Source organism: Burkholderia sp. Ax-1720 (genome assembly GCF_011753035.1).
Classification (GTDB): domain Bacteria; phylum Pseudomonadota; class Gammaproteobacteria; order Burkholderiales; family Burkholderiaceae; genus Burkholderia; species Burkholderia gladioli.
Window position 1 is genome coordinate 1 of the sequence record NZ_VWWK01000079.1, and the last position, 19,272, is coordinate 19,272.

Consider the following 19,272-nt stretch of genomic DNA (forward strand, 5'->3'; position numbering starts at 1 on the left):
GCGGCAGCGCCCGGCACCGTCGCGATCGCCGCGATCCGCGCGCGCGCCGAGCGCGGCGACGCCGGCGCCCACGCGCTGTTCAACACGCTGATGCTGGCGCCGCCGCTGCCCTCGGCGGCCCCCTCGCAGGTCGACGTGCCGCCGCTGCCGAACACGCCGGCGATGCCCTTCACCTATCTCGGCAAGCAGCTCGCGAACGGCCATTGGGAGGTCTATCTCGCGCGCGGCGACGACACGCTGATCGTCCACGAGCAGATGGTGATCGACGGCACCTACAAGGTCGATGCGATCGCGCCGCCCAACCTGACGCTCGTCTATCTGCCCCAGAAACTAGTCCAGACGCTGGATATCGGCAGTGCCGACTGATCCGCGCGCCACCAGGAACGAAACGTTGCGTATGCCATCCCCGAACCGAACCCGATCCCGCCCGAGCGCGCCGCGCGTCCTGCCGCGCCTGCGGCGCGGCACGCTGCTGGTCGCGCTGCCGGTGCTGCTGGGCGCCTGCGCCGCGCAGCAGGCCTATCGCGACGGCCAGAAACTGACCGCGGCCGGCAAGGTCGACGAGGGCATCGCCAAGTACAAGGAAGCCGCGAAGACCGAGCCGGAGGACGCGGAATACCGCAAGACCTGGCTGGCCGAGCGCGAGAAGGCCGTCAACGACCTGGTCGAGGCCGGCGACCGGCTCGCCGCGGGCGGCCAGCGCGACGCGGCGCGCAAGTCCTACGAGCACGCGCTGTCCTTGAGCCCTGGCAGCGAGCGGGCCCAGGCGGGCATCTCGAACCTCGACGCCGACGCGCGCCTGAACATCGCGCTGAGCCGCGCCGAGGCGCTGTTCATGCGGCACCAGCCCGAGGACGCGCGGCGCCTGCTCGACGCGGTGCTGACCGAGGCGCCCACCAACCGGCGCGCGCTGGAGCTGCAGCGCCGGCTGTCGGCCGAGACGGGCGCGGCGCGCGTCGAGGCGGCGCTGGCGGCGGCCTATCGCAAGCCGATCCGCATCGACTTCCGCGACGCGCCGCTCAAGCAGATCTTCGACGTGATCTCGCGTTCCTCGGGCATGAACTTCCTGTTCGACCGCGACGTGAAGACCGACCAGCGCACCACCATCTTCCTGAAGAACAGCACGATCGACGCCACCGTGCGCTACGTGCTCGCCACCAACGGGCTGGCGCAGCAGGTGCTCGACGAGAACACCGTGCTGATCTACCCGAACACGCCCGCCAAGCTCAAGGACTACCAGGAGCTGGCGGTGCGCACCTTCTTCCTCTCGAACACCGAGGCGAAGACCATCGCCAACACGCTCAAGACGATCCTGAAGGTCCGCGACGTGGTGGCCGACGAGAAGCTCAACATGGTGATCGTGCGCGACACGCCCGACGCGATCCGCATGGCCGAGCGGCTGGTCTCGCTGGAGGACGTGCCCGAGCCCGAGGTGATGCTGGAGGTGGAGGTGCTGGAGGTGCAGCGCAACAACGAACTGAACCTCGGGGTGGCCTGGCCCGGCTCGGTCAACGTCACGCCGCTGCCGCTGGGCAGCGTGATCGCGCCGGTCACGGGGCAGAACACCAATACCAACACGCCGTATTACCCCTATGGCTATGGCGGCGGCTTCGGCGGTGGTTTCGGCGGCGGCTCGAACGGCACCAGCCCCGCGCTGACCATGAACGACCTGCTGCACCAGACCGTGCGCACCATCGGTTTGTCGTCGCTGCAGGCCACCGTCAACGCCAACGTGCAGGATTCCACCGTCAAGCTGCTGACCAATCCGCGCATCCGCGTGCGCAACCACGAGAAGGCCAAGATCCTGATCGGCGAGCGCGTGCCGAACTTCACCTCGACCGCCACCTCGACGGGCTTCCTCTCGCAGTCGGTCAACTACCTCGACATCGGCCTGACGCTGAACGTCGAGCCGACCGTCTATCTCGACGACACGGTCGGCATCAAGCTCGCGCTGGAGGTCAGCAGCCTGGGCAACACCATCACCACCACCACCGGCACCGCCGCCTACCAGATCGGCACGCGCACCGCGAGCACGGTGCTGCAGCTCAAGAACGGCGAGACCGACGTGCTGGCCGGCCTGATCGACAACGAGGAGCGCACCTCGGGCAACAAGCTGCCCGGCCTCGGCCAGTTGCCGGTGCTCGGCCGCCTGTTCGGCGCCACCGACGACCAGGCCAAGAACACCGAGATCGTGCTGGCGATCACGCCGCACCTGGTGCGCAACATCCGCCGGCCCGACGCGGATCTCGCCTACTTCACCTCCGGCACCGAAACCAGCATGCGCAGCATGATCCAGTCGAACGGGATCGCGCCGGCGGCCAGCAGCAGCTCGAGCGGCGGCGGCGCGTCGGCCGGCGGCGACAGCTCGCGCTTCGGCGCGGGCGGCCAGCCGGGCGCGGGCGGTTACGGCTCGGGCGCCGGGGCCGGTGCCGGCGGCTACGGCAGCGCCTATGGCTCGGGCGGCGTGGGCCTGATCGGCGGCGGCGACGGGCTCGCGCCGGGCGGCATCGGGCCCACGCCCGGTACCGGGCAGATGACGGTGGACGGCCCGCCGCAGGTGAAGACCGGCGATTCGGTGACGGTCTCGCTGACCCTGAGCGCCGACCAGCCGGTGGCCAGCGCCGCCTCGACGGTCAGTTTCGACGCGACCAAGCTGCAGTTCGTCGGCGTGACCGAGGGCGACTTCCTCAAGCAGGGCGGCGCGCCGACCAGCTTCTCGAGCCGCGTGAGCCCGGGCCAGGTGCAGCTTTCGGATGGGGTGCAGGGCGGAATGGGCGGCGCCTCGACCGGGACCTACGCGGTGCTGACCTTCAAGGCGCTCGCGCCGGCCGCGCCGACCACGGTGAAGATCCAGCCCGGCGCGGTGGTCAGCCTGACCGGCACGCAGATCACGGTGCCGCCGCCGAGCGCCTACACGCTCGGCATCAACGCCACGCCATGATGCGCGCGCCGAAGCCTGTGCCTGGCGAGGCCGCGTCGTTGGCCTCGCAGTCGGCCTCGTTATCGGCCTCGTTATCGGCCTCGCAAGCGGCCCCGCTGCCGGCCTCGCGCCGCGCCCGCGCCGCGCGGGCCGCGTCGGGAGTCGGCCGTCGCGCGGCGGCCGGCTTCACGCTGATCGAGCTGCTGGTGACGCTGGCGATCCTCGGCGTGCTGGCCAGCATGACCGTGCCGGTGGCGCAGGTGATGCGCCAGCGCGAGCGCGAGCAGGAGCTGCGCGAGGCGCTGCACGAGATCCGCGCCGCGCTCGACGCCTACAAGCTGGCCGGCAAGGACGGCCGGGTGCCGGTGGAGAACGGCGGCAGCGGTTATCCGCCGAAGCTTTCCGTGCTGGTCGACGGCGTGAAGGACCAGACCGACCCGAAGGGCCGCAAGATCTATTTCCTGCGGCGCATGCCGCGCGACCCGATGAACCACGACGCGCAGCTCGACGCCGCCGATACCTGGGGCAAGCGCGCCTACGCGAGCGAACCCGACGAGCCGGAGGAGGGCGACGACGTCTACGACGTGTATTCGCTCTCGCCGGGCATTGGCCTGAACGGCATTCCCTACCGGAAATGGTGATGGCGACGAGACTTTCGATCCTGGCGGCGCGCCGCGCCGGCAAGCGCCGCGGCTTCACGCTGATCGAGCTGCTGCTGGTGCTGTCGATCATCGCGCTGATGCTGACCATCGCGCTGCCGCAGTATTTCCACTCGATCGACGCATCGAAGGAAAAGATCCTGGCCGAGAACCTGCACGCCACGCGCGATGCGATCGACCAGTTCTACGGCGACCTGGGGAGATATCCCGATTCGCTGCAGGAGCTGGTCGACCGGCACTACCTGCGCACGCTGCCGTTCGACCCGGTCGCCGACAACGCCACCAGCTGGCAGATCATCGCGCCCGAGGAGCAATTCCCCGGCAAGGTCTACGACCTCAAGAGCGGCGCGCAGGGCAGCACGCTCGACGGGCGGCCGTTCGATTCCTTATGACGGCGATGGCGCGTTCGGGGGCTGGCGCGACGGCGCGCGCGGGCGGCCGCGATGGCGCGCGCCCGGATTTCGCGCGGGTCGCTTCGCTGGGCGCGCAGGTGGCGCGTCGACGTCGGCCTCGACCGCCGCTTCCGGCGCCGCGCGGGCAGCGCGGCTACGCCTATATCGCGCTGCTGATCGGCATCGCCATCGTCGGCGTGGCGGCGGCCGCCACCATCCAGCTCGGCGCGCTCTACCAGCGGCGCATGGCCGAGAAGGCGCTGCTCGAGGTCGGCGGCGCGTTCCAGCGCGCCCTGCTCAGCTACGCCGACGCCACGCCGGCCGGCCTGCCGCGCCAGCCGCGCACGCTCCAGGACCTGGTGCACGATCCGCGTTATCCGAATCCGGTGCGCCACCTGCGCCGCGTCTATGCCGATCCGCTGACCGGCAAGGCCGACTGGGTGCTGGTGCGCTCGCCCGACGGGCAGACCATCGTCGGCATCCACAGCGCCTCGCGCGCGCGGCCGATCCAGCTCAAGCTGTTTCCCGAGGAATTCCGCGGTTTCGAGAATCGGCGCAGCTATACGCAATGGGTGTTCGTCGCGCGCCGGCCACTGCTCGCGGTGGGCGGGCGCGCGCCCAACGCGGGCGTGCCGGCCTCGCCCGACGGCACGCCGCTGCCCGATGCGCTGCCGCCCGGCGGCGTGACGATGCCCGGCGGCATGACGGCCGGCGATCCGGTGGCCGGCAAGGCCGACGATGACGGTTTTCCGGACAACGGCTGGCCGAGCGGCGATGGTTTTTCGACGGGTGGCGGGTTTGGCGGCGGCAATGGATTCGGCAGCGGCAATGGTTTCGGTGGCGGCAGCGGTTTCGCGAATGGCGGCGCTTCGGCGAACGGCGGCGGCTTTTCGAACGATGGCGGCTTTTCCACCGGCGGCGGGTTCTCGAACAGCGGCGGTTTCTCGAATGGCGGCGGTTTTTCGGGCGGCGGCTTTTCGAGCAACGGCGCTTATTCGTCCGGTAACGGTTCCTCGGTCGGTGGCGGTTTCTCTTCAGGCGGTGGTTTCTCAAACGGTGGCGGCTTCTCGTCGGGCTACGGCGCCAATCGCTGAGCCGCGCGCTCAGGCGCAGTCGAGATCCTCCTGGCCGAGGCGCCAGGCCGCGAGTTCGGCGGCCATCGCGAGCCGCAGCGCCGCATAGGCCTCGACCAGCCGGTCGAGCGTGAAGGCGCGGTTGAGCCCGCTCGGGTTCGGCAGCACCCAGGCGCGGGCGGCCTCGAAGCGCTCCGGCTGCTCGCCCCATTCGATCTCGCGCCGGCCCGCGATCGCCGCATAGGCCGGCTTGCCGAGAAAAGCCACGGCACCCGGCCGGAAGTACGCGATCTTGGCGCGAAACGGCGCGACGGCATCGCTCATCTCGCCCGCCGCGAGATCGGTGGCGCGCCGCGTCGCGCGCGTGGCCATCGCCGTGATCCCGCAGCCCTCGCGCAGCAGCGCGCGATCGTCCTCGGCGCGCAGCCGCTCGACCGTGAAGCCGGCGCGGTGCAGCGCCGGCCAGAAGCGGTTCGAGGCCGAACCGAAGTTGTGCCCCGATTGCGCCGCCAGCGGGCTCGGGTTGATCCCGCAGAACACCACGGGCAGGCCGGGCAGCAGGACGTCGAAGGGCGAGAGGGAGACGGGCGGGATGGGCGGATTCAAGGCGGGCAATCCAGGCGGGAGCGGAAATCGGACGATCCGTAATGTAGCCTGCGACGGCGCGTCAGGTTTACGTGTGTATCAAAATTGGTACGATTCGGGCATTATGCTCATCGGCCCGACTTCGATATGTCTGAATCTGTCGCCATAGTTCTTACGGTCCATTTCTTTGTCTCGGAGGCAGGTAACGAGCCGGTGCGCGTTTGGCTGAGGACATTGGACGAAACGGATAGACGCTCGATCGGCGCCGATATCAAGACAGTTCAGTTCGGCTGGCCGCTGGGCATGCCCTTGGTCAGGAAGCTTGGTGGCAATCTCTACGAGGTCAGGATCTGGCTGGCGGGGCGAATTGCCCGGATTCTATTCACGGTGGCGGGCCAGCAGATGGTATTGCTGCATGGCTTCATCAAGAAATCACGCAGCACGCCTCGGGATGATCTGGCGTTGGCGGTGGAGAGGATGAAGCGGGTGCACAAGGCCGCGAAATGAAAAAGTTGAACCGCATCTAACAAGACACGGATGGATGAGAAGGAGCGAATCATGGCAAACCAACACATCGGCAGCGATTTCGATGCGTTTCTCGCCGAGGACGCCATGCTCGAAGAGGCGGCGGCAATCGCGATGAAGCGGGTGATCGCCTGGCAGATCGAGCAGGAAATGAAAGTGCAGCACCTGACCAAGTCGGCCATGGCGGCTCGCATGAAGACGAGCCGTGCCGCGCTCAATCGCTTGCTCGATGCTACCGACACGAGTCTCACGCTGACGACGCTCGCGAGCGCCGCCAACGCTCTGGGAAAGAAGTTCCGGTTCGAATTGCTCGCGGCATGACGTCGAACGCGCCCCGAACCCCCTAGCCCGGCATCACCGCCAGCTCCCCCATCGGCGCGAGCGCCGCATCCATCGCGGTGCGGAACACGCTGACGGTCTCCAGCAGTCGTTCGGCCTGCGAGACCAGCATCTCGGTGGCGGTGCTCGACTGCTCGACCAGCGCGGCGTTCTGCTGGGTGCTGTCCTCGAGCTGCTCGATCATGCCGCGCACCTCGCCGATGCGGTGCGTCTGCAGCCGGCAGGTGTCGTTGATCTCGCTCATGATCGACGTGACGTTGCGCGAGGACTGGATCACCTCGGCGATGGTCGAGCCGGCCACTTCCACCAGCCGCCCGCCGTCGCTCACGCGCGCATTGCTGTCGCGCACCAGCGACTTGATCTCCTTGGCCGCCGCCGCGCTCTTCTGCGCCAGGATCCGCACCTCGCCCGCCACCACCGCGAAGCCGCGCCCGTGGCCGCCCGCCTTGGCCGCCTCCACCGCGGCGTTGAGCGCGAGGATGTTGGTCTGGAAGGCGATCGCGTCGATCACGCCGATGATCTCGCCGATCCGGTGCGAGGAACTGTCGATGTCGCGCATCGTGTCGACCACCCGGCCCACCGCGTCGCCGCCGTTGCCGGCCTTGGACGAGGCCTGGTTGGCGAGTTCGTCGGCGTGGCTGGCGTTGGAGGCGTTCTCGGAGACGCTCGCGTCGAACTCGCCGAGCGCGTGGGTGGCCTGCTCCAGCGCCACCGCCTGCTTGCTGGTGCGCGCGCTCAGGTCGTTGGTGCCGTGCGCGATCTCGCGGCTGGCCTGCACCACGCCATCGGCCGCCTCGCGCACGCGCGCGACGATCTCGGCCAGGCTGTCGCGCATCTTGGTGACGGCCGCCATCACGCTGGCCTCGTCCTCGCCGCGCGCGGGCGAGGGCACCGACAGGTTGCCGCCGCGGATCGCCTCGGCGAACTCGATCATCTCGCGCGGATCGGCGCCGAGCGTGGCGGCGATGTTGCGCGTCACCAGCCAGGCGATGCCCAGCCCGAGCGCGCAGGCCAGCGCGGTGATCGCGGCCATCACGATCTTGAACTCGCGGCTGATCTCGCGCGCCTCCAGCCCCTCGTTGGCGCTCAGCGATTCCTCGAAGTCGATCATGGTGTTGATGGCCGCCAGCCAGGCCACCAGCGCGGGCCGCGCGCCGTCGAGCAGCACCTTGCGCGCCGCGTCGGACTGGCCCTGCGTCTGCAGCTCGATCACCTGGTCGATCAGCGGCATGGCCTGCGCCTGCGCGCGGCGGATGCCCTGGTAGATCGACTTCTCCTCGGGAGAGACGTTGTCGCTGGGCAGGAACACGGTCTCGAAGGGCCGGGCCGATTCCTCGTAGTCGCGCTGCAGCTTGCGGATGTGCTCGACCACCGTCGGCAGTTCGTCGGGGCCGACCAGGATCACGTCGCGCAGCGCGATCGAGCGGTCGTGCACGCTGCCGCGGAAGTTGATCGCGTAGCGTTCCTTCACGCCGTTCAGGTCGATGATGTCGTCGAGCCGCTCGCGGATGTTCTGCACCTGCACGATCGCGATGATGGCCAGCGCCACCATCCCCAGCAGCATCATGCCGAAGCTGAGTACGAGCTTGCCGCGCACACTGCGAATCCGAATCTTCATGTGTTTCCCCGTTTGCCTGGACTGGTCAGGTTTTGTGTGATGCCGCGCGGCCCCGTCCCCAGGCACTGGGCGGGCACGCATGCGGTGGCTTGGCGCGGGACTGCCGTGCCGGCCACCATGCAAACGATTCGATACGTCTGTTTATTCCGTTGTTTTTGCGATTTGGTTACAGCGGGCATCAAATTCAGTCGCGGCGGGTGGGAGCAAGGGAGCAGGGGGAGGCCGCGCGCCGTCGCCGGGGCGGCTAACAGCAGCGGCTGACAGAAGCGGTTGATAGGGGCGGCTGACAGAAGCAGCTAACAGAACCGGTCGATAGAGGCGGCTGGGAGCGCCGCTGCTCGATATCGGTGATCAAGAGCGATGGTCGGCAGGAGCAGCGGCGGGGCGGCCCACGGAAGTGGCCGCCGGCCGTGGCCGGCAGGGGGCGGCCGACGAGAGTGCTCGGCAGGAGCGGTGAAAGGCGGCCGGCAGGAACGCTTGCCGGCCCGCCGCCGACTCAGGCGTCCGAGGCGCCGTGCTCGATGCCGGCCAGCACCGCGCGCACCGAAGCCAGCAACTCGTCGGACAGTGCCGCGTCCACCTTGGCGATCGCGCGGGCCGCGGCCACCGCGCCGATCTGCGCGGCGATGGTGGTGAAGGCGATGCGCCGCCGCTGCTCGGCCGGCAGGGCCGGGTCGATGCTGGCCTCGACGATTTCGGCCATCCCCATGAAACCCTCGGTGAAGCTGGCGCTGACCGCCTCGCCCTGGCGCGCCGCCTCGCTGGCCGAGGCCGCCAGCGGGCAGCCGACCAGCGAATCGCGCATGCGCGCCGAGAACAGGAAGTCGAGGTGGCGCTCCAGGTCGGGCGCCTCGCCTGCCGAGCGCGTCATCGAATCGAGGCTGGCCTCGAGCCCACGGGCCATCGCGGCGGCCGCCAGCGCCTCCTTCGAATCGAAATGCGCATAGAGCGCGCCGTGCGTGAGCCCGGCCTCGCGGCCGATGTCGGCCACGCCCACGCCGTCGATGCCGTGCTCGCGAAACAGCCGGCTGGCCGCCTGCAACAAGGCTTCCCGGTTTTCCGCCGCCTTTTCCTTCGATACCCGCATGAGCTGCTCCCGCAAGAATGTTCTTGATTTTAGTTACAGTCACAATTAATGTCACTAACATTGCGACTGCAATCAAAAACTGGAATCCGCGGCGGCCGACGCGGGCTCCGGTGTCTTCTCACCGTTCCATCCACGCAGGATCACACCGACATGCGCTATTCCCTGTTTGGCAAGCACACCGGGCTGCGAGTCTCCGAACTCGTGCTCGGTGCCGGCAATTTCGGCACGCGCTGGGGCCATGGCGCCGAGCCCGACGAAGTGCGTCGCATGCTCGACGCCTATGCCGAGGCCGGCGGCAACTTCATCGATACCGCCGACAGCTACCAGTTCGGCCAGTCCGAGGAACTGCTCGGCGAGCTGCTGCAAGGCCGCCGCGACGATTTCGTGCTGGCCACCAAGTACACGCAGCGGGCCAGCCCGAAGGACGGCATCCTGGTCACCGGCAACAGCCGCAAGGCGATGATCGCCTCGGCCGAGGCCAGCCTGAAGCGCCTCAAGACCGACCACATCGATCTCTACTGGGCGCACATGGACGACCAGGTCACGCCGCTCGAGGAGATCGTGCGCGGCTTCGACGACCTGGCGCGCGCAGGCAAGATCCTCTACGCCGGCTTCTCCGATTTCCCGGCCTGGCGCGTGGCGCGCGCGGCCACCCTGGCCGAGCTGCGCGGCAGCCTGCCGATCGCGGGGCTGCAGGTGGAGCACAGCCTGGTGCAGCGCGTGACCGAGCAGGACCTGCTGCCGGCCGGGCGGGCGCTGGGGCTCGGCATCGCGGCCTGGTCGCCGTTGGGCGGCGGGATGCTGACGGGCAAGTATCGCCAGGGCGAGAAGGGGCGCCTGGAGGGCCTGGGCGGGCGCGTGTTCCAGCCCGAGGACAGCCCGCAGCGCAGCGCGATCCTCGATGCGGTGCTGGAGGCCGCGCGCGAGCTCGGCGTGAGCCCGGGCGAGGTGGCGATCGCCTGGGTGGCCGCCAAGGGTTCGCTGCCGATCATCGGGCCGCGCAGCCTGGTCCAGCTCGAGAACAACCTGGCCGCCGCGAAGCTGCGCCTGCCGGACGAGCTGGTCGCGCGGCTCGACGCGGTCAGCGCGCTGCCGCCGGTGTTCCCCTACACCATCATCGACAGCGAGGCGACACGCCAGCGCATCTCGGGCGGCAAGTACGCGCTGCTCGACCTGCCGGCCGAGCCGGTGGCCTGAGCGGGCGGCCGGGCGCGGCGCGGGTTGCTCCGGCTGGTCGTGCCCGGCCTCGCCTCGCAGGGCATTCAGCCCTCGAACTTCACGCTGCGCCTGGCGCGTTCGTCCACCGTCAGCGAGAACACGTCGGGCCGCGCGTAGTGGCCGGTCACGTCGAGGTCATAGCGGGCGCGCACCAGCTCGGCCGTGTCGACCTCGGCCACCACCAGGCCGGTCTCGCCCTTGAGCGGGCCGGCCAGCACCTCGCCGAGCGGCCCGACGATCACGCTGCCGCCGTTGATCAGCGGCCGTTGCGGGTCCCAGTCGGGCACCTCGATGCCGAGCTCGGCGGGCGAGGGCTGCACCTGGCAGGCCGATACCACGAAGCAGCGTCCCTCGTGCGCGATATGGCGCATCGAGCTCTGCCAGATGTCGCGCTCGTCGACGGTCGGCGCGCACCAGATCTCGACGCCCTTGGCGTACATCGCCATGCGCAGCAGCGGCATGTGGTTCTCCCAGCAGATCGCCGCGCCGGCCAGCCCCGCCGCGGTGGGCACGGCCGGCAGTGTGGAGCCGTCGCCCTGCCCCCAGATCAGCCGCTCGGTGCCGGTCGGCATCAGCTTGCGATGCTTGGCGACCAGCCCGCCGACGGGATCGAGGAACAGCGCCGTGCAGTAGAGCGTCGCGCCGGCACGCTCGATCACGCCGATCACCAGCGAGGCGCCGGTGCGCGCCGACAGCTCGGCCAGCGCCTCGGTCTCGGGGCCCGGCACGTCGATCGCGTTGTCGTGATAGCGCGCGTAGGCTTCGCGGCCCTCGGGCAGCCGGTAGCCCAGGCGCGTGCCGAAGATCTCGCCCTTCGGGTAACCGCCCAGCAGCGCCTCGGGCATCACCACCAGGGCGAGTTCCCGGGCGCGGATCGCGTCCTCCCAGGCGAGGATGCGCTGGAGCGTGTCGGCCTTGCCGAGCGGGGATGCGCCGATCTGCAGCGCGGCGATGCGGGATTGCGTCATGGAAGCCTCCAGGGCGGGCGAATGTGGCGCGGCGGCGCGGCCGTCGCGATATCGATGCGGAGCGCGGCGGCCGGCCTTCGCATTGCCGTCGATTCCCGCTCCGATGCCCGTATCATGGCGCGATGCCTTGCCCGGCAACACCTGCCGGGCCACTTTCCGATATGAACCCGATGAATATCGCCGACGTCGACCTGAACCTGCTGAAAGTCTTCGAGGCCCTGTTCGACGAGGGCGGCGCGAGCCGCGCGGCGATCCGGCTCGACCTCACGCAGTCGGCGGTCAGCGCGGCGCTGCGGCGACTGCGCGAGCTGTACGGCGATCCGTTGTTCGTGCGCACCGGGCGGGGCCTCGCACCCACCGCGCGGGCCCGCGAGCTGGAGCCGCTGATCGGCGAGGCGCTCGAACGCTGCCGCCAGAGCCTGGCCTTCGGCGCGCCGGCGCCGGCCTCGTTCGCGGGGCGCGCGGTATCGGTGGCGATGTCGGACGATTTCGAGATCGCCTTCGGCGGCCGCCTGATCGCGCGCGTCGCGCAGCTCGCGCCGGGGCTGCGCCTGATCTTCCGGCAGACCCACAGCCAGATCGTCGGCGATGCGCTGGCCAATCGCGAGATGGACCTGGCGATCGCGGCGGGCGGCTTCGCCACGCGCGGGCTCGGGCATGTGGCGCTGGGCAATGGCGGCTACGCTTGCCTGGTCGATCCCTGCCACGCCGCGGGCGGCGATGCGAATCCACGTGGAAGCGGCGCGCCGCATCGCCATTCCGGCCGGGATCCTGCCCGCATCGGCGCGAACGACGCAAGCGGCGGCCCGCCGGCCGATGACGCGGCCGCCCGCGCGGTGCTGAGCCTCGACGATTTCCTCGCGCGCGAGCATGTGCTGGTGTCCTCGGGCGGGGTGGTCGGGATCGTCGACGAGGCGCTGGCCGAGCTGGGCCGGCGCCGCACGGTACGCGCCTCGACCACGCATTTCGCGGCGCTGCCCTTCCTGCTGCGCGGCACGCCGGCGGTGGCCACCATTCCGTATCACGCGGCGCAGGCCATCGCGCGCCTCGGCGGGCTGCGCCTGGCGGCCTGCCCGCTGGCGCTGCCGGCGTATCCCGTTGCGCTCGGCTGGCGCGTCAGCGCCCTGAAGGATGCCGCGGTGGCCAAGGTGCGCACCGCGATCGTCGAGTGTTTCGAGGGGTTCGGGCGGAACTGAGCGAGCGCCGTCGCGCGCGGGCCCGGCGGCGGCGCAATGGCCGGGATCTCGACGGTAGCGATCGGCGCCGCGCTCGCCGCATTCGCCGCATTCGCCGCGGCATGCCCGGGGCGCCTCCTCGGGCGCGCGGCAAGCGGTCCGCCGCAGGCTCGCATGCGCCTCGTGCCGCGAAAGCAGCCATTGTCATGTTGCAACGGTTACCATCGGCGGGCTCCTCGTTGTCACGAAACTGTCACATGGTTTCGGCAAGACAAGGACGAGGACAGCCCGAACCGCACCAGCCCGGCAGGGCACCCCAACTGGAGGATGACGACGTGACCGACCCGATCGACCCGACCACCCGCCCGGGCCAGCAACCGGCCGATCCCGAGGCGCGGCCCGGCCTCGCCGATGCCGCTCGCGATGCCGCGGGCCCCGACGATCCCGAGCGGCGCCGCGCGCTGGGCGGGATCGCCGCGCTGGGCGCGAGCTTCGCGCTGGCCGGCTGCGCCACCCAGCCGGGCGCGGCCGCCACGCCGCCGCGCAGCGAGGCCGAGTTGCGCGCCGATCGCGCGCTGCGCGAGCAGGTCCGGCAGATCGTGGTGATCTACGCCGAGAACCGCAGCTTCGCCAATCTCTACGGCGACTTCCCTGGCGTGCAGACGCCGCTGTCCTCGGTGCCGCCCGAGCGCGCCGCCCAGCTCGACCGCGACGGACGCACGCCGCTGGCGCGGCTGCCGGCGATCTGGGGCGGGCTGGTGCCGCAGGCGCAGGAGGTGGACGGCAAGCGCTACATGATCGCCGAGCGCGACATCCAGGGCTTGAAGAACGCGCCGTTCCGGATTCCCGACGCGCAGGGCAAGCCGCTGCCGAACGGCGTGATCACGCGCGACCTCTGGCACCGCTTCTACCAGAACCAGATGCAGATCAACGCCGGCCGCAACGACCAGTTCGCCGCCTGGGCCGATTCGGGCGGCCTGGTGATGGGCCACTACCGGAACTCGGCCGAGACGCTGCGGCTCTGGCAACTGGCGCGCGAATACACGCTCTGCGACAACTTCTTCATGGCCGCCTTCGGCGGCTCCTGGCTGAACCACATGTTCCTGATCTCGGCGCAGGCGCCGTTCTATCCGGACATCGCCAGCAGCCCGGCCAAGCACCTGGCCTCGGTGGTCGAGGGTGACGACCCGGCCGGCACGCGCCTGAAGCAGGCCGGCGATTCACCGGCCTCGGCGCTCGACGGCCCGCCGAAGTTCGTCAACGACGGCCTGTTCACGCCCGACGGCTATGCCGTCAACACCATGGCGCCGCCCTACCAGCCCAGCAACGTGCGCCCGCCCGAGGACGGCAACCCGGCCTATGCCGATCCGTCGAACCCGCGCGTGCTGCCGCCGCAGCGCTACGCGACCATCGGCGACCGGCTCTCGGAGAAGGGCATCGACTGGGCCTGGTACTCGGGCGCCTGGCAATACGCGATCGAGCACCGCGACACCGGCATGGTGCCGGATTTCCAGTACCACCATCAGCCCTTCAACTACTTCGTCAACTACGCGCCCGGCACCGAGGCGCGGCGCCGCCACCTGCGCGACGCGGGGCTCGGCGACGACCCCTCCACCAATCGGCTGCTGGCCGACATCGACGCCGGCCGGCTGCCGGCGGTCACCTTCTACAAGCCGCAGGGCAACCTGAACATGCATGCCGGCTACGCCGACGTGGAATCGGGCGACCGCCACATCGCGACGGTGATCGAGCACATCCGTCGCGGCCCGCAATGGGCCAACACGGTGATCATCATGACCCACGACGAGAACGGCGGCTGGTGGGACCCGGTCGCGCCGCCGCAGGGTGACCGCTGGGGCCCGGGCTCGCGGATCCCGGCACTGGTGATCTCGCCGCTGGCACGGCGCGGCCATGTCGACCACACCTTCTACGACACCAACTCGATCCTGCGCTTCATCAGCCGCGTGCACGGGCTCGCGCCGCTGGACGGCGTGGCCGCGCGCGATCGCGCCTTCGCCGCGCGCGGCGCGACGCCGCCGGGCGACCTGAGCAACGCGCTCGATCTCGGCCAGGCCTGAGTTCCGGCGCGAGCCGCGCGTCGCCGGCGCTGGCGACGCGACATGAAAAAAGGGCAGCCCGCGAGGGCTGCCCTTTCGTTTGGCGCGCCGCGCGCTCAGTGATGCGACATGCGCAGCGTCAGCGCGCCGGCGCCGATCAGCACCGCGCCGCCGCCATAGCCGAAGTGCCGCTGGGCGGCCGCGCCGGTCAGCCGCGAGGCCGCGTAGCGCGCCAGGCGCGCGTAGCAGGTGGCGTTGAGGGTGGCGATGCAGACGAAGGTCGGCAGCAGCACCAGGCATTGCGAGGCGAAGCTCTGGTGCGGCGAGACGAACTGCGGCACGAAGGCGACGAAGAACACGATGCTCTTGGGGTTCAGCGCGGTGACGGCGTAAGCCGACAGGAAGCGGCGGCGCGCCGATTTCGGTTCGAGCGGCACGCTCTGCCGGCCGCTGGCGCGCGCCTGCAGGATCGAGCGCAGGCCCAGCCAGATCAGGTAGGCGCCGCCGGCCAGCTTGAGCGCGGTGAAGGCGGTGGACGACACCGCCAGCAGCGCGCCGGCACCGGCCAGCGAAACCGCCATCGCGGTGGTGTCGCCGGCGCTCACGCCGGCCACCGTGCTCCAGGACGAGCGCTCGCGATTGGCGAGCGAATCGCCGATCACCAGCAGGATGGTCGGGCCGGGAATCATCACCAGCAGGAGACTCGCGCCGGCGAAGGCGAGCCAGGTTTCGAGGGTCATCTTGGGCTCCGCGGGAAAGGGGAGGCCTCAGTGATCCATGCCGCGAGCGGGCTTGTCAAGCGCCGATTCAGCCCGCCGAGACCACCGAGACCACCGGGACGGCCGGTTCGGCCGGCGCGGCCGGGACGGCCGATACCGAGGCGATCGGCGAGGAGCGCCGCAGCGTGGCGTCGAAGGCGCGGCAGGCGGTGCGGAAGTGATCGATCTTGACCTCGGTGTCGGCCGCGAATTCGAGCGGCGCCATCGACCAGGCGTCGCGCGGCAGGCGCCGGCAGATCGCGTGGTCCTCCTCGAACACCTGGCGGTTGAGGCGCGTCGTCGAGGCCAGGAAGGGCTCGACGATCGCATCGGCCTGCGCGCCCACGGTGGGCGCCGCGTAGAGGCGGCTCGTGAAGCGCGCGAGATCGGCGCCGCCGCCCGCCGGCAGGAAGTGCTGCAGCGAGTACGAGTAGCCGTAGGTCGACGAGATCATCGTGAACGGGAACAGGTACAGGCTCAGGTAGCCCTCGTACTGGAAGTCGATCGCGAACAGCCGGCGCAGCTTCGCCAGCTGGTTGCGCTGGCGCGCCGCGCCCAGCGGCGCGAACCAGGCGGAGTTGGCGCCGTGGAAGCGGTTCTCGCCGTCGTCCAGCGCCAGCGTGCCGAGCGTGCCGGGATGGACCGCGCCGATATGGTAGGGCTCCAGCGCGTTCTCGACCGCGAGCGGCCAGTAGCAGCCGTAGTCGTAGCGGTTCAGGTCGACGCGCCGGTCGATGTTGAACGAGATGTCGGCAACCAGCTGCTCGAACTCGCCGAGCTGGGTCGACAGGTCGGTGGCGGGGCGCATGCCGACGAACAGGAAGTCGCCGCACCAGTCGAGCGCGTAGCGGTTCAGCGCGGCCTGCTCGATGCGGCAGTGGCGGAAGCGCTCGCGCCCCGGGATGATCAGCTGGCCCTGGCGATAGGTCCAGCCATGGTAGGCGCAGCTGGCGGCCTGGTTGCCGCTGTCCTCCAGATAGAGGCGCGCGCCGCGATGCGGGCAGCGATTGTCGAACGCGACCAGCTCGCCGCCGTCGTTGAATACCACGATCTCGCCGGCGGCGCTGTCGAAGCGCACGAAATCGCCGTCGGCGGGCAATTCCCGCCGATGGCCGAGCAACTGCCAGTGGCGGGCGACGAGTTCACGGTCGAAATCCATGATCGAACCTGTCAAAGCCGTTTCGCGGGGGCCGCGTACATGGTCGCGCCCTCGGGCACCTTGCGCATCACCACCGCGCCGGCGCCGATCCGCGCGTCGGCGCCGATCGTCACGCGCGGCAGCACGCGGGCGCCCGAGCCGAAGAACACGCGCTCGCCCACCACCACGTGGCCGGTGAGGTCGACGTGCGAACTGAGCGTGGCATAGGCGCCGAGCGTCACGTCGTGGCCGACGCTCGACAGGATGTTGACGGCGGCGAAGTCGCCGATCCGGCAATCGGCCGACAGCACCGCGTTCGGGCAGATCACCACGCCGATGCCGAGCCGGGCGCGCCGCGCCACCACGGCGCTGGGGTGGCGCAGCGAGCCGAAGCGCGCGCCGCGCGCGGCCAGGCGGGCCACCACCTCGGCCTTGGCGCGCGGCTCGCCGATCGCGAGCAGCACCGCGTCGCCCTCGGCGGGCTGGTAGGCGTCGATGTCGCCATGCCAGTCGAGCGCGTAGCCGAAGCCGGACAAGGCTTCGGGATCGACGTCCAGGAAGCCCGTCACGCGCGGGCCGAGCCCGGCGTCGGCGGCGTCCTCGGCCCAGTTGATCAGCTCGCGGGCGAAGGCGCCGCCGCCGGCGACGATGTAGCGCTCGGCGTGGATGGCCGGTTGCGGGGCGGCGCGCTCGAGGATCTGGTCCATCAGCGCACCCGGTAGCCGCCGTCGACCGCCAGCGCGGTGCCGGTGATCCAGCGGCTCGCCCCGGACAGCAGGAACAGCGCGGCGCCGGCTACGTCCTCGGGCTCGCCGAAGCCGAGCAGGTGGCTCGATTCGTAGGCGGCCACGGCCTCGTCGGGGCTGCCGCGCGTCAGGCGTTCGTGCATGGCGGTGCGCACCGCGCCCGCGGCGATCGCGTTGACGCGGATCCGGCGCGGCGCGAGTTCGCAGGCGAGCGAGCGCACCAGGCCCTCGATGCCGGCCTTGGCGGCCGAGTAGGCGGTCATGCCGACCTGGCCGGTGCTGGCCGCCACCGAGGACATCAGCACCAGCGAGGCGCCGTCCTCCATCACGCCCTTGCGGGCCGCCGCGCGCGCGATGCCGAAGGCGGCGAACAGGCTGGCGCCGAAGGTCTCGTCGAGCTGGGCCTGCCGGGTCATGCGCGCGGGCCGGATCAGCTCGGTGCCGGCGGCATGGAACACGCCGCGCAGCGGGCCATGCAGCTCGGCGAGCTGGGCGACCCAGTCGGCGCAGACGTCGGCGTCGTCGAGCGCGTGCGTCGCGGCCACGTGATCGCTGCCGGGCAGCGCGTCGAGCGTGGCGGCCAGCCGTTCGGCGTCGCGCCCGCCCGCGATCACGCGTGCGCCCGCCCCGGCGATCGCCAGCGCGGCGGCGCGGCCGAGTCCCGACGAGGCGCCGGTGACGAGATAGGTGCCGCCCGCGAGGCAGCGTTCGGAGAAGACGGTCATGATTCGATGGTGTCGACGACGGCGAGCGGCCCCGTCAGCAGGGAGGCCGAAGCCCAGGAATAGCCTACGCCGAAGCCGAACATCGCCAGGCGCATGGCGCGCGTGGCGAGCGCCTCGCGAAGCTCGGTCGTCATCAGCAGCGGGATCGAGGCGCAGCTGGTATTGCCGTAAGCGTTCAGGTTGATGGGCACGCGCTCGGCGGGCAAGCCGGCCTTCTTCACCAGATGCTTGAGCATGAACAGGTTGGCCTGGTGGAACAGGAAGGCATCGTGGCCTTGCGCGCCGTGGCCGGCCAGTTCGAGCGTGCGCGCCACCAGCGGCGGGATGCGCCTGAGCGTGAAGTTGAAGATCTCGCCGCCGTCCATGAACAGATGGTCGGGCGAGCGGCCGACCAGGCGCGCGTCGTCGGTCGGCGTGCCGCGGCAGCCGCCGGCCGGCACGATCAGGTTGGGCACGCCGCCGCCGTCGGCGCCGATCACGAAATGCGCGTCCTCCGCCTCGGGATCGGCCTCCAGCGCGGTGACGGTGCCCGCGTCGCCGAACAGCAGCGCGGTGGCGCGGTCCTCGGGATCGACCAGCTTGCTGATGGTGTCGCCCACCGCCAGCAGCACGCGCCGCGCCGCGCCGCTGCGGATCAGGTTCATGCCGAGCCAGAGCGCCTGCGGGTAGGCCGAGCAGCCGAGGTTGATGTCGAGCGCGATCGAGGCGGCCGGCAGCCCCCAGGCGGCCTGCAGCACGAAGGCCGTGCCCGGCAGCCGGTAGTCGGGCGTCTGCGACACGAACAGCACCGCATCGACCTGGTCCGGCCGCCAGCCCAGGCCGCGCAGCAGGTGCTCGCCGGCCGCGCGGCACAGGTCGGCGGTGGTCTGGTGCTCGGCCGCGCGGCGCCGCCGCTCGACGCCGATCATCTTGACCACGTCGCGCACGGCCGCCTCGCCGAAGCGCTCGACGAACGGCTGGTTCGACTGCTCCTGCGCGGGCAGGCAGGACACCACGCCGGCGAGGCGGGCGCCGCCGGCGCGCAGTTCGCGGCCGGCCGGGGCGAGCGGCGCGTCCAAGCTCAGCCCTTCTGCGCCTGGACCAGCGCCTCGATATCGGCGACGGTCAGGCAGTTGCCGAGCGCCTGGCCGTTCAGCAGCACGCCGAAGCAGTCGTCGGCCAGCGCGATGGTCGAGACGATCGCCAGCGAATCCCAGTTGTGGTCGGCCAGCACCAGGGCCGGCGAGACCTCGGCGGTGTCGATTTCGAAGACTTCCGCGAGCCCTTCGTAGAATGCGTTCATTGCGTTT

At 70.6% G+C, this 19,272-nt stretch carries 20 protein-coding genes; 10 read left to right on the forward strand and 10 right to left on the reverse strand.

From position 1 onward, the window contains the following. From F3J18_RS21445 to F3J18_RS37865, 5 genes are all read left to right on the forward strand, one after another. Positions 1-366 (forward strand): hypothetical protein (locus F3J18_RS21445; protein ID WP_166914074.1); only part of this gene is annotated, 366 nt, incomplete at its 5' end. Between the two features lie 31 nt (positions 367-397). Beyond that, positions 398-2,941 (forward strand): cohesin domain-containing protein, encoded by a 2,544-nt coding sequence (locus tag F3J18_RS21450; RefSeq protein ID WP_025100582.1) that lies wholly within the window; start codon positions 398-400, stop codon positions 2,939-2,941. Between the two features lie 95 nt (positions 2,942-3,036). After that, positions 3,037-3,561, forward strand: coding sequence for a type II secretion system protein (locus F3J18_RS21455; RefSeq protein WP_166914099.1), 525 nt, complete (start codon positions 3,037-3,039; stop codon positions 3,559-3,561). Then, on the forward strand, positions 3,561-3,971 hold the full coding sequence (locus F3J18_RS21460) for a prepilin-type N-terminal cleavage/methylation domain-containing protein (protein WP_029951086.1): 411 nt from the start codon (positions 3,561-3,563) through the stop codon (positions 3,969-3,971). The genes F3J18_RS21455 and F3J18_RS21460 overlap by 1 nt, the downstream gene beginning before the upstream one ends. After that, complete coding sequence (locus F3J18_RS37865) at positions 3,968-5,065, forward strand: hypothetical protein (RefSeq protein ID WP_205195530.1); 1,098 nt, start codon at positions 3,968-3,970, stop codon at positions 5,063-5,065. The genes F3J18_RS21460 and F3J18_RS37865 overlap by 4 nt, the downstream gene beginning before the upstream one ends. Positions 5,066-5,074: 9 nt before the next feature. Here F3J18_RS37865 and mug read toward each other — a convergent pair whose 3' ends face one another. Next, positions 5,075-5,650: a G/U mismatch-specific DNA glycosylase gene (gene mug, locus F3J18_RS21470; RefSeq protein ID WP_166914076.1), complete on the reverse strand. Its 576-nt coding sequence runs from the start codon at positions 5,648-5,650 to the stop codon at positions 5,075-5,077. A 126-nt stretch (positions 5,651-5,776) separates the two neighbouring features. On the opposite strand from mug, the gene F3J18_RS21475 reads away from it, so the two are divergent. Together F3J18_RS21475 and F3J18_RS21480 are read left to right on the forward strand one after the other, a co-directional pair. Then, complete coding sequence (locus F3J18_RS21475) at positions 5,777-6,136, forward strand: type II toxin-antitoxin system RelE/ParE family toxin (RefSeq protein ID WP_166914078.1); 360 nt, start codon at positions 5,777-5,779, stop codon at positions 6,134-6,136. Positions 6,137-6,187: 51 nt separating this feature from the next. Continuing rightward, positions 6,188-6,475: an XRE family transcriptional regulator gene (locus tag F3J18_RS21480; RefSeq protein WP_029951084.1), complete on the forward strand. Its 288-nt coding sequence runs from the start codon at positions 6,188-6,190 to the stop codon at positions 6,473-6,475. A 22-nt stretch (positions 6,476-6,497) separates the two neighbouring features. Here F3J18_RS21480 and F3J18_RS21485 read toward each other — a convergent pair whose 3' ends face one another. Then, positions 6,498-8,111: a methyl-accepting chemotaxis protein gene (locus F3J18_RS21485; RefSeq protein WP_166914080.1), complete on the reverse strand. Its 1,614-nt coding sequence runs from the start codon at positions 8,109-8,111 to the stop codon at positions 6,498-6,500. 496 nt (positions 8,112-8,607) lie between these two features. Continuing rightward, complete coding sequence (locus F3J18_RS21490) at positions 8,608-9,198, reverse strand: TetR/AcrR family transcriptional regulator (protein WP_013696249.1); 591 nt, start codon at positions 9,196-9,198, stop codon at positions 8,608-8,610. A 150-nt stretch (positions 9,199-9,348) separates the two neighbouring features. Here F3J18_RS21490 and F3J18_RS21495 point away from each other — a divergent pair, with 150 nt between their 5' ends. Beyond that, on the forward strand, positions 9,349-10,395 hold the full coding sequence (locus F3J18_RS21495; RefSeq protein ID WP_166914082.1) for an aldo/keto reductase: 1,047 nt from the start codon (positions 9,349-9,351) through the stop codon (positions 10,393-10,395). A 65-nt stretch (positions 10,396-10,460) separates the two neighbouring features. Here F3J18_RS21495 and F3J18_RS21500 read toward each other — a convergent pair whose 3' ends face one another. Beyond that, positions 10,461-11,384 (reverse strand): carbon-nitrogen hydrolase family protein, encoded by a 924-nt coding sequence (locus tag F3J18_RS21500; protein ID WP_036048617.1) that lies wholly within the window; start codon positions 11,382-11,384, stop codon positions 10,461-10,463. Positions 11,385-11,545: 161 nt separating this feature from the next. Here F3J18_RS21500 and F3J18_RS21505 point away from each other — a divergent pair, with 161 nt between their 5' ends. Together F3J18_RS21505 and F3J18_RS21510 are read left to right on the forward strand one after the other, a co-directional pair. Then, positions 11,546-12,580 carry a LysR family transcriptional regulator gene (locus tag F3J18_RS21505; RefSeq protein ID WP_025100573.1) on the forward strand — a complete coding sequence of 345 codons (1,035 nt, stop codon included), beginning with the start codon at positions 11,546-11,548 and terminating at the stop codon, positions 12,578-12,580. Positions 12,581-13,020: 440 nt separating this feature from the next. Next, the gene (locus tag F3J18_RS21510) at positions 13,021-14,637 is read left to right on the forward strand and encodes an acid phosphatase (RefSeq protein ID WP_051598366.1); all 1,617 of its coding nucleotides are present in this window, start codon (positions 13,021-13,023) and stop codon (positions 14,635-14,637) included. A gap of 95 nt (positions 14,638-14,732) precedes the next feature. Here F3J18_RS21510 and F3J18_RS21515 read toward each other — a convergent pair whose 3' ends face one another. From F3J18_RS21515 to F3J18_RS21540, 6 genes are all read right to left on the reverse strand, one after another. Beyond that, on the reverse strand, positions 14,733-15,356 hold the full coding sequence (locus F3J18_RS21515) for a LysE family translocator (protein ID WP_166914084.1): 624 nt from the start codon (positions 15,354-15,356) through the stop codon (positions 14,733-14,735). Between the two features lie 67 nt (positions 15,357-15,423). Next, entirely contained in the window at positions 15,424-16,533 is a 1,110-nt protein-coding gene (locus tag F3J18_RS21520) for a Rieske 2Fe-2S domain-containing protein (protein ID WP_166914086.1), read from the reverse strand. 11 nt (positions 16,534-16,544) lie between these two features. Then, positions 16,545-17,219 carry an acetyltransferase gene (locus tag F3J18_RS21525; protein WP_166914088.1) on the reverse strand — a complete coding sequence of 225 codons (675 nt, stop codon included), beginning with the start codon at positions 17,217-17,219 and terminating at the stop codon, positions 16,545-16,547. Then, a complete protein-coding gene (locus F3J18_RS21530) occupies positions 17,219-17,983 on the reverse strand; it encodes an SDR family oxidoreductase (RefSeq protein ID WP_025100009.1) in 765 nt (254 codons plus the stop codon). The genes F3J18_RS21525 and F3J18_RS21530 overlap by 1 nt, the downstream gene beginning before the upstream one ends. Continuing rightward, complete coding sequence (locus F3J18_RS21535) at positions 17,980-19,041, reverse strand: ketoacyl-ACP synthase III (protein ID WP_025100008.1); 1,062 nt, start codon at positions 19,039-19,041, stop codon at positions 17,980-17,982. Before F3J18_RS21535 ends, F3J18_RS21530 begins: the two co-directional genes overlap by 4 nt. A 2-nt stretch (positions 19,042-19,043) precedes the next feature. Then, entirely contained in the window at positions 19,044-19,265 is a 222-nt protein-coding gene (locus tag F3J18_RS21540) for an acyl carrier protein (RefSeq protein WP_166914090.1), read from the reverse strand. Positions 19,266-19,272: the final 7 nt, after the last annotated feature.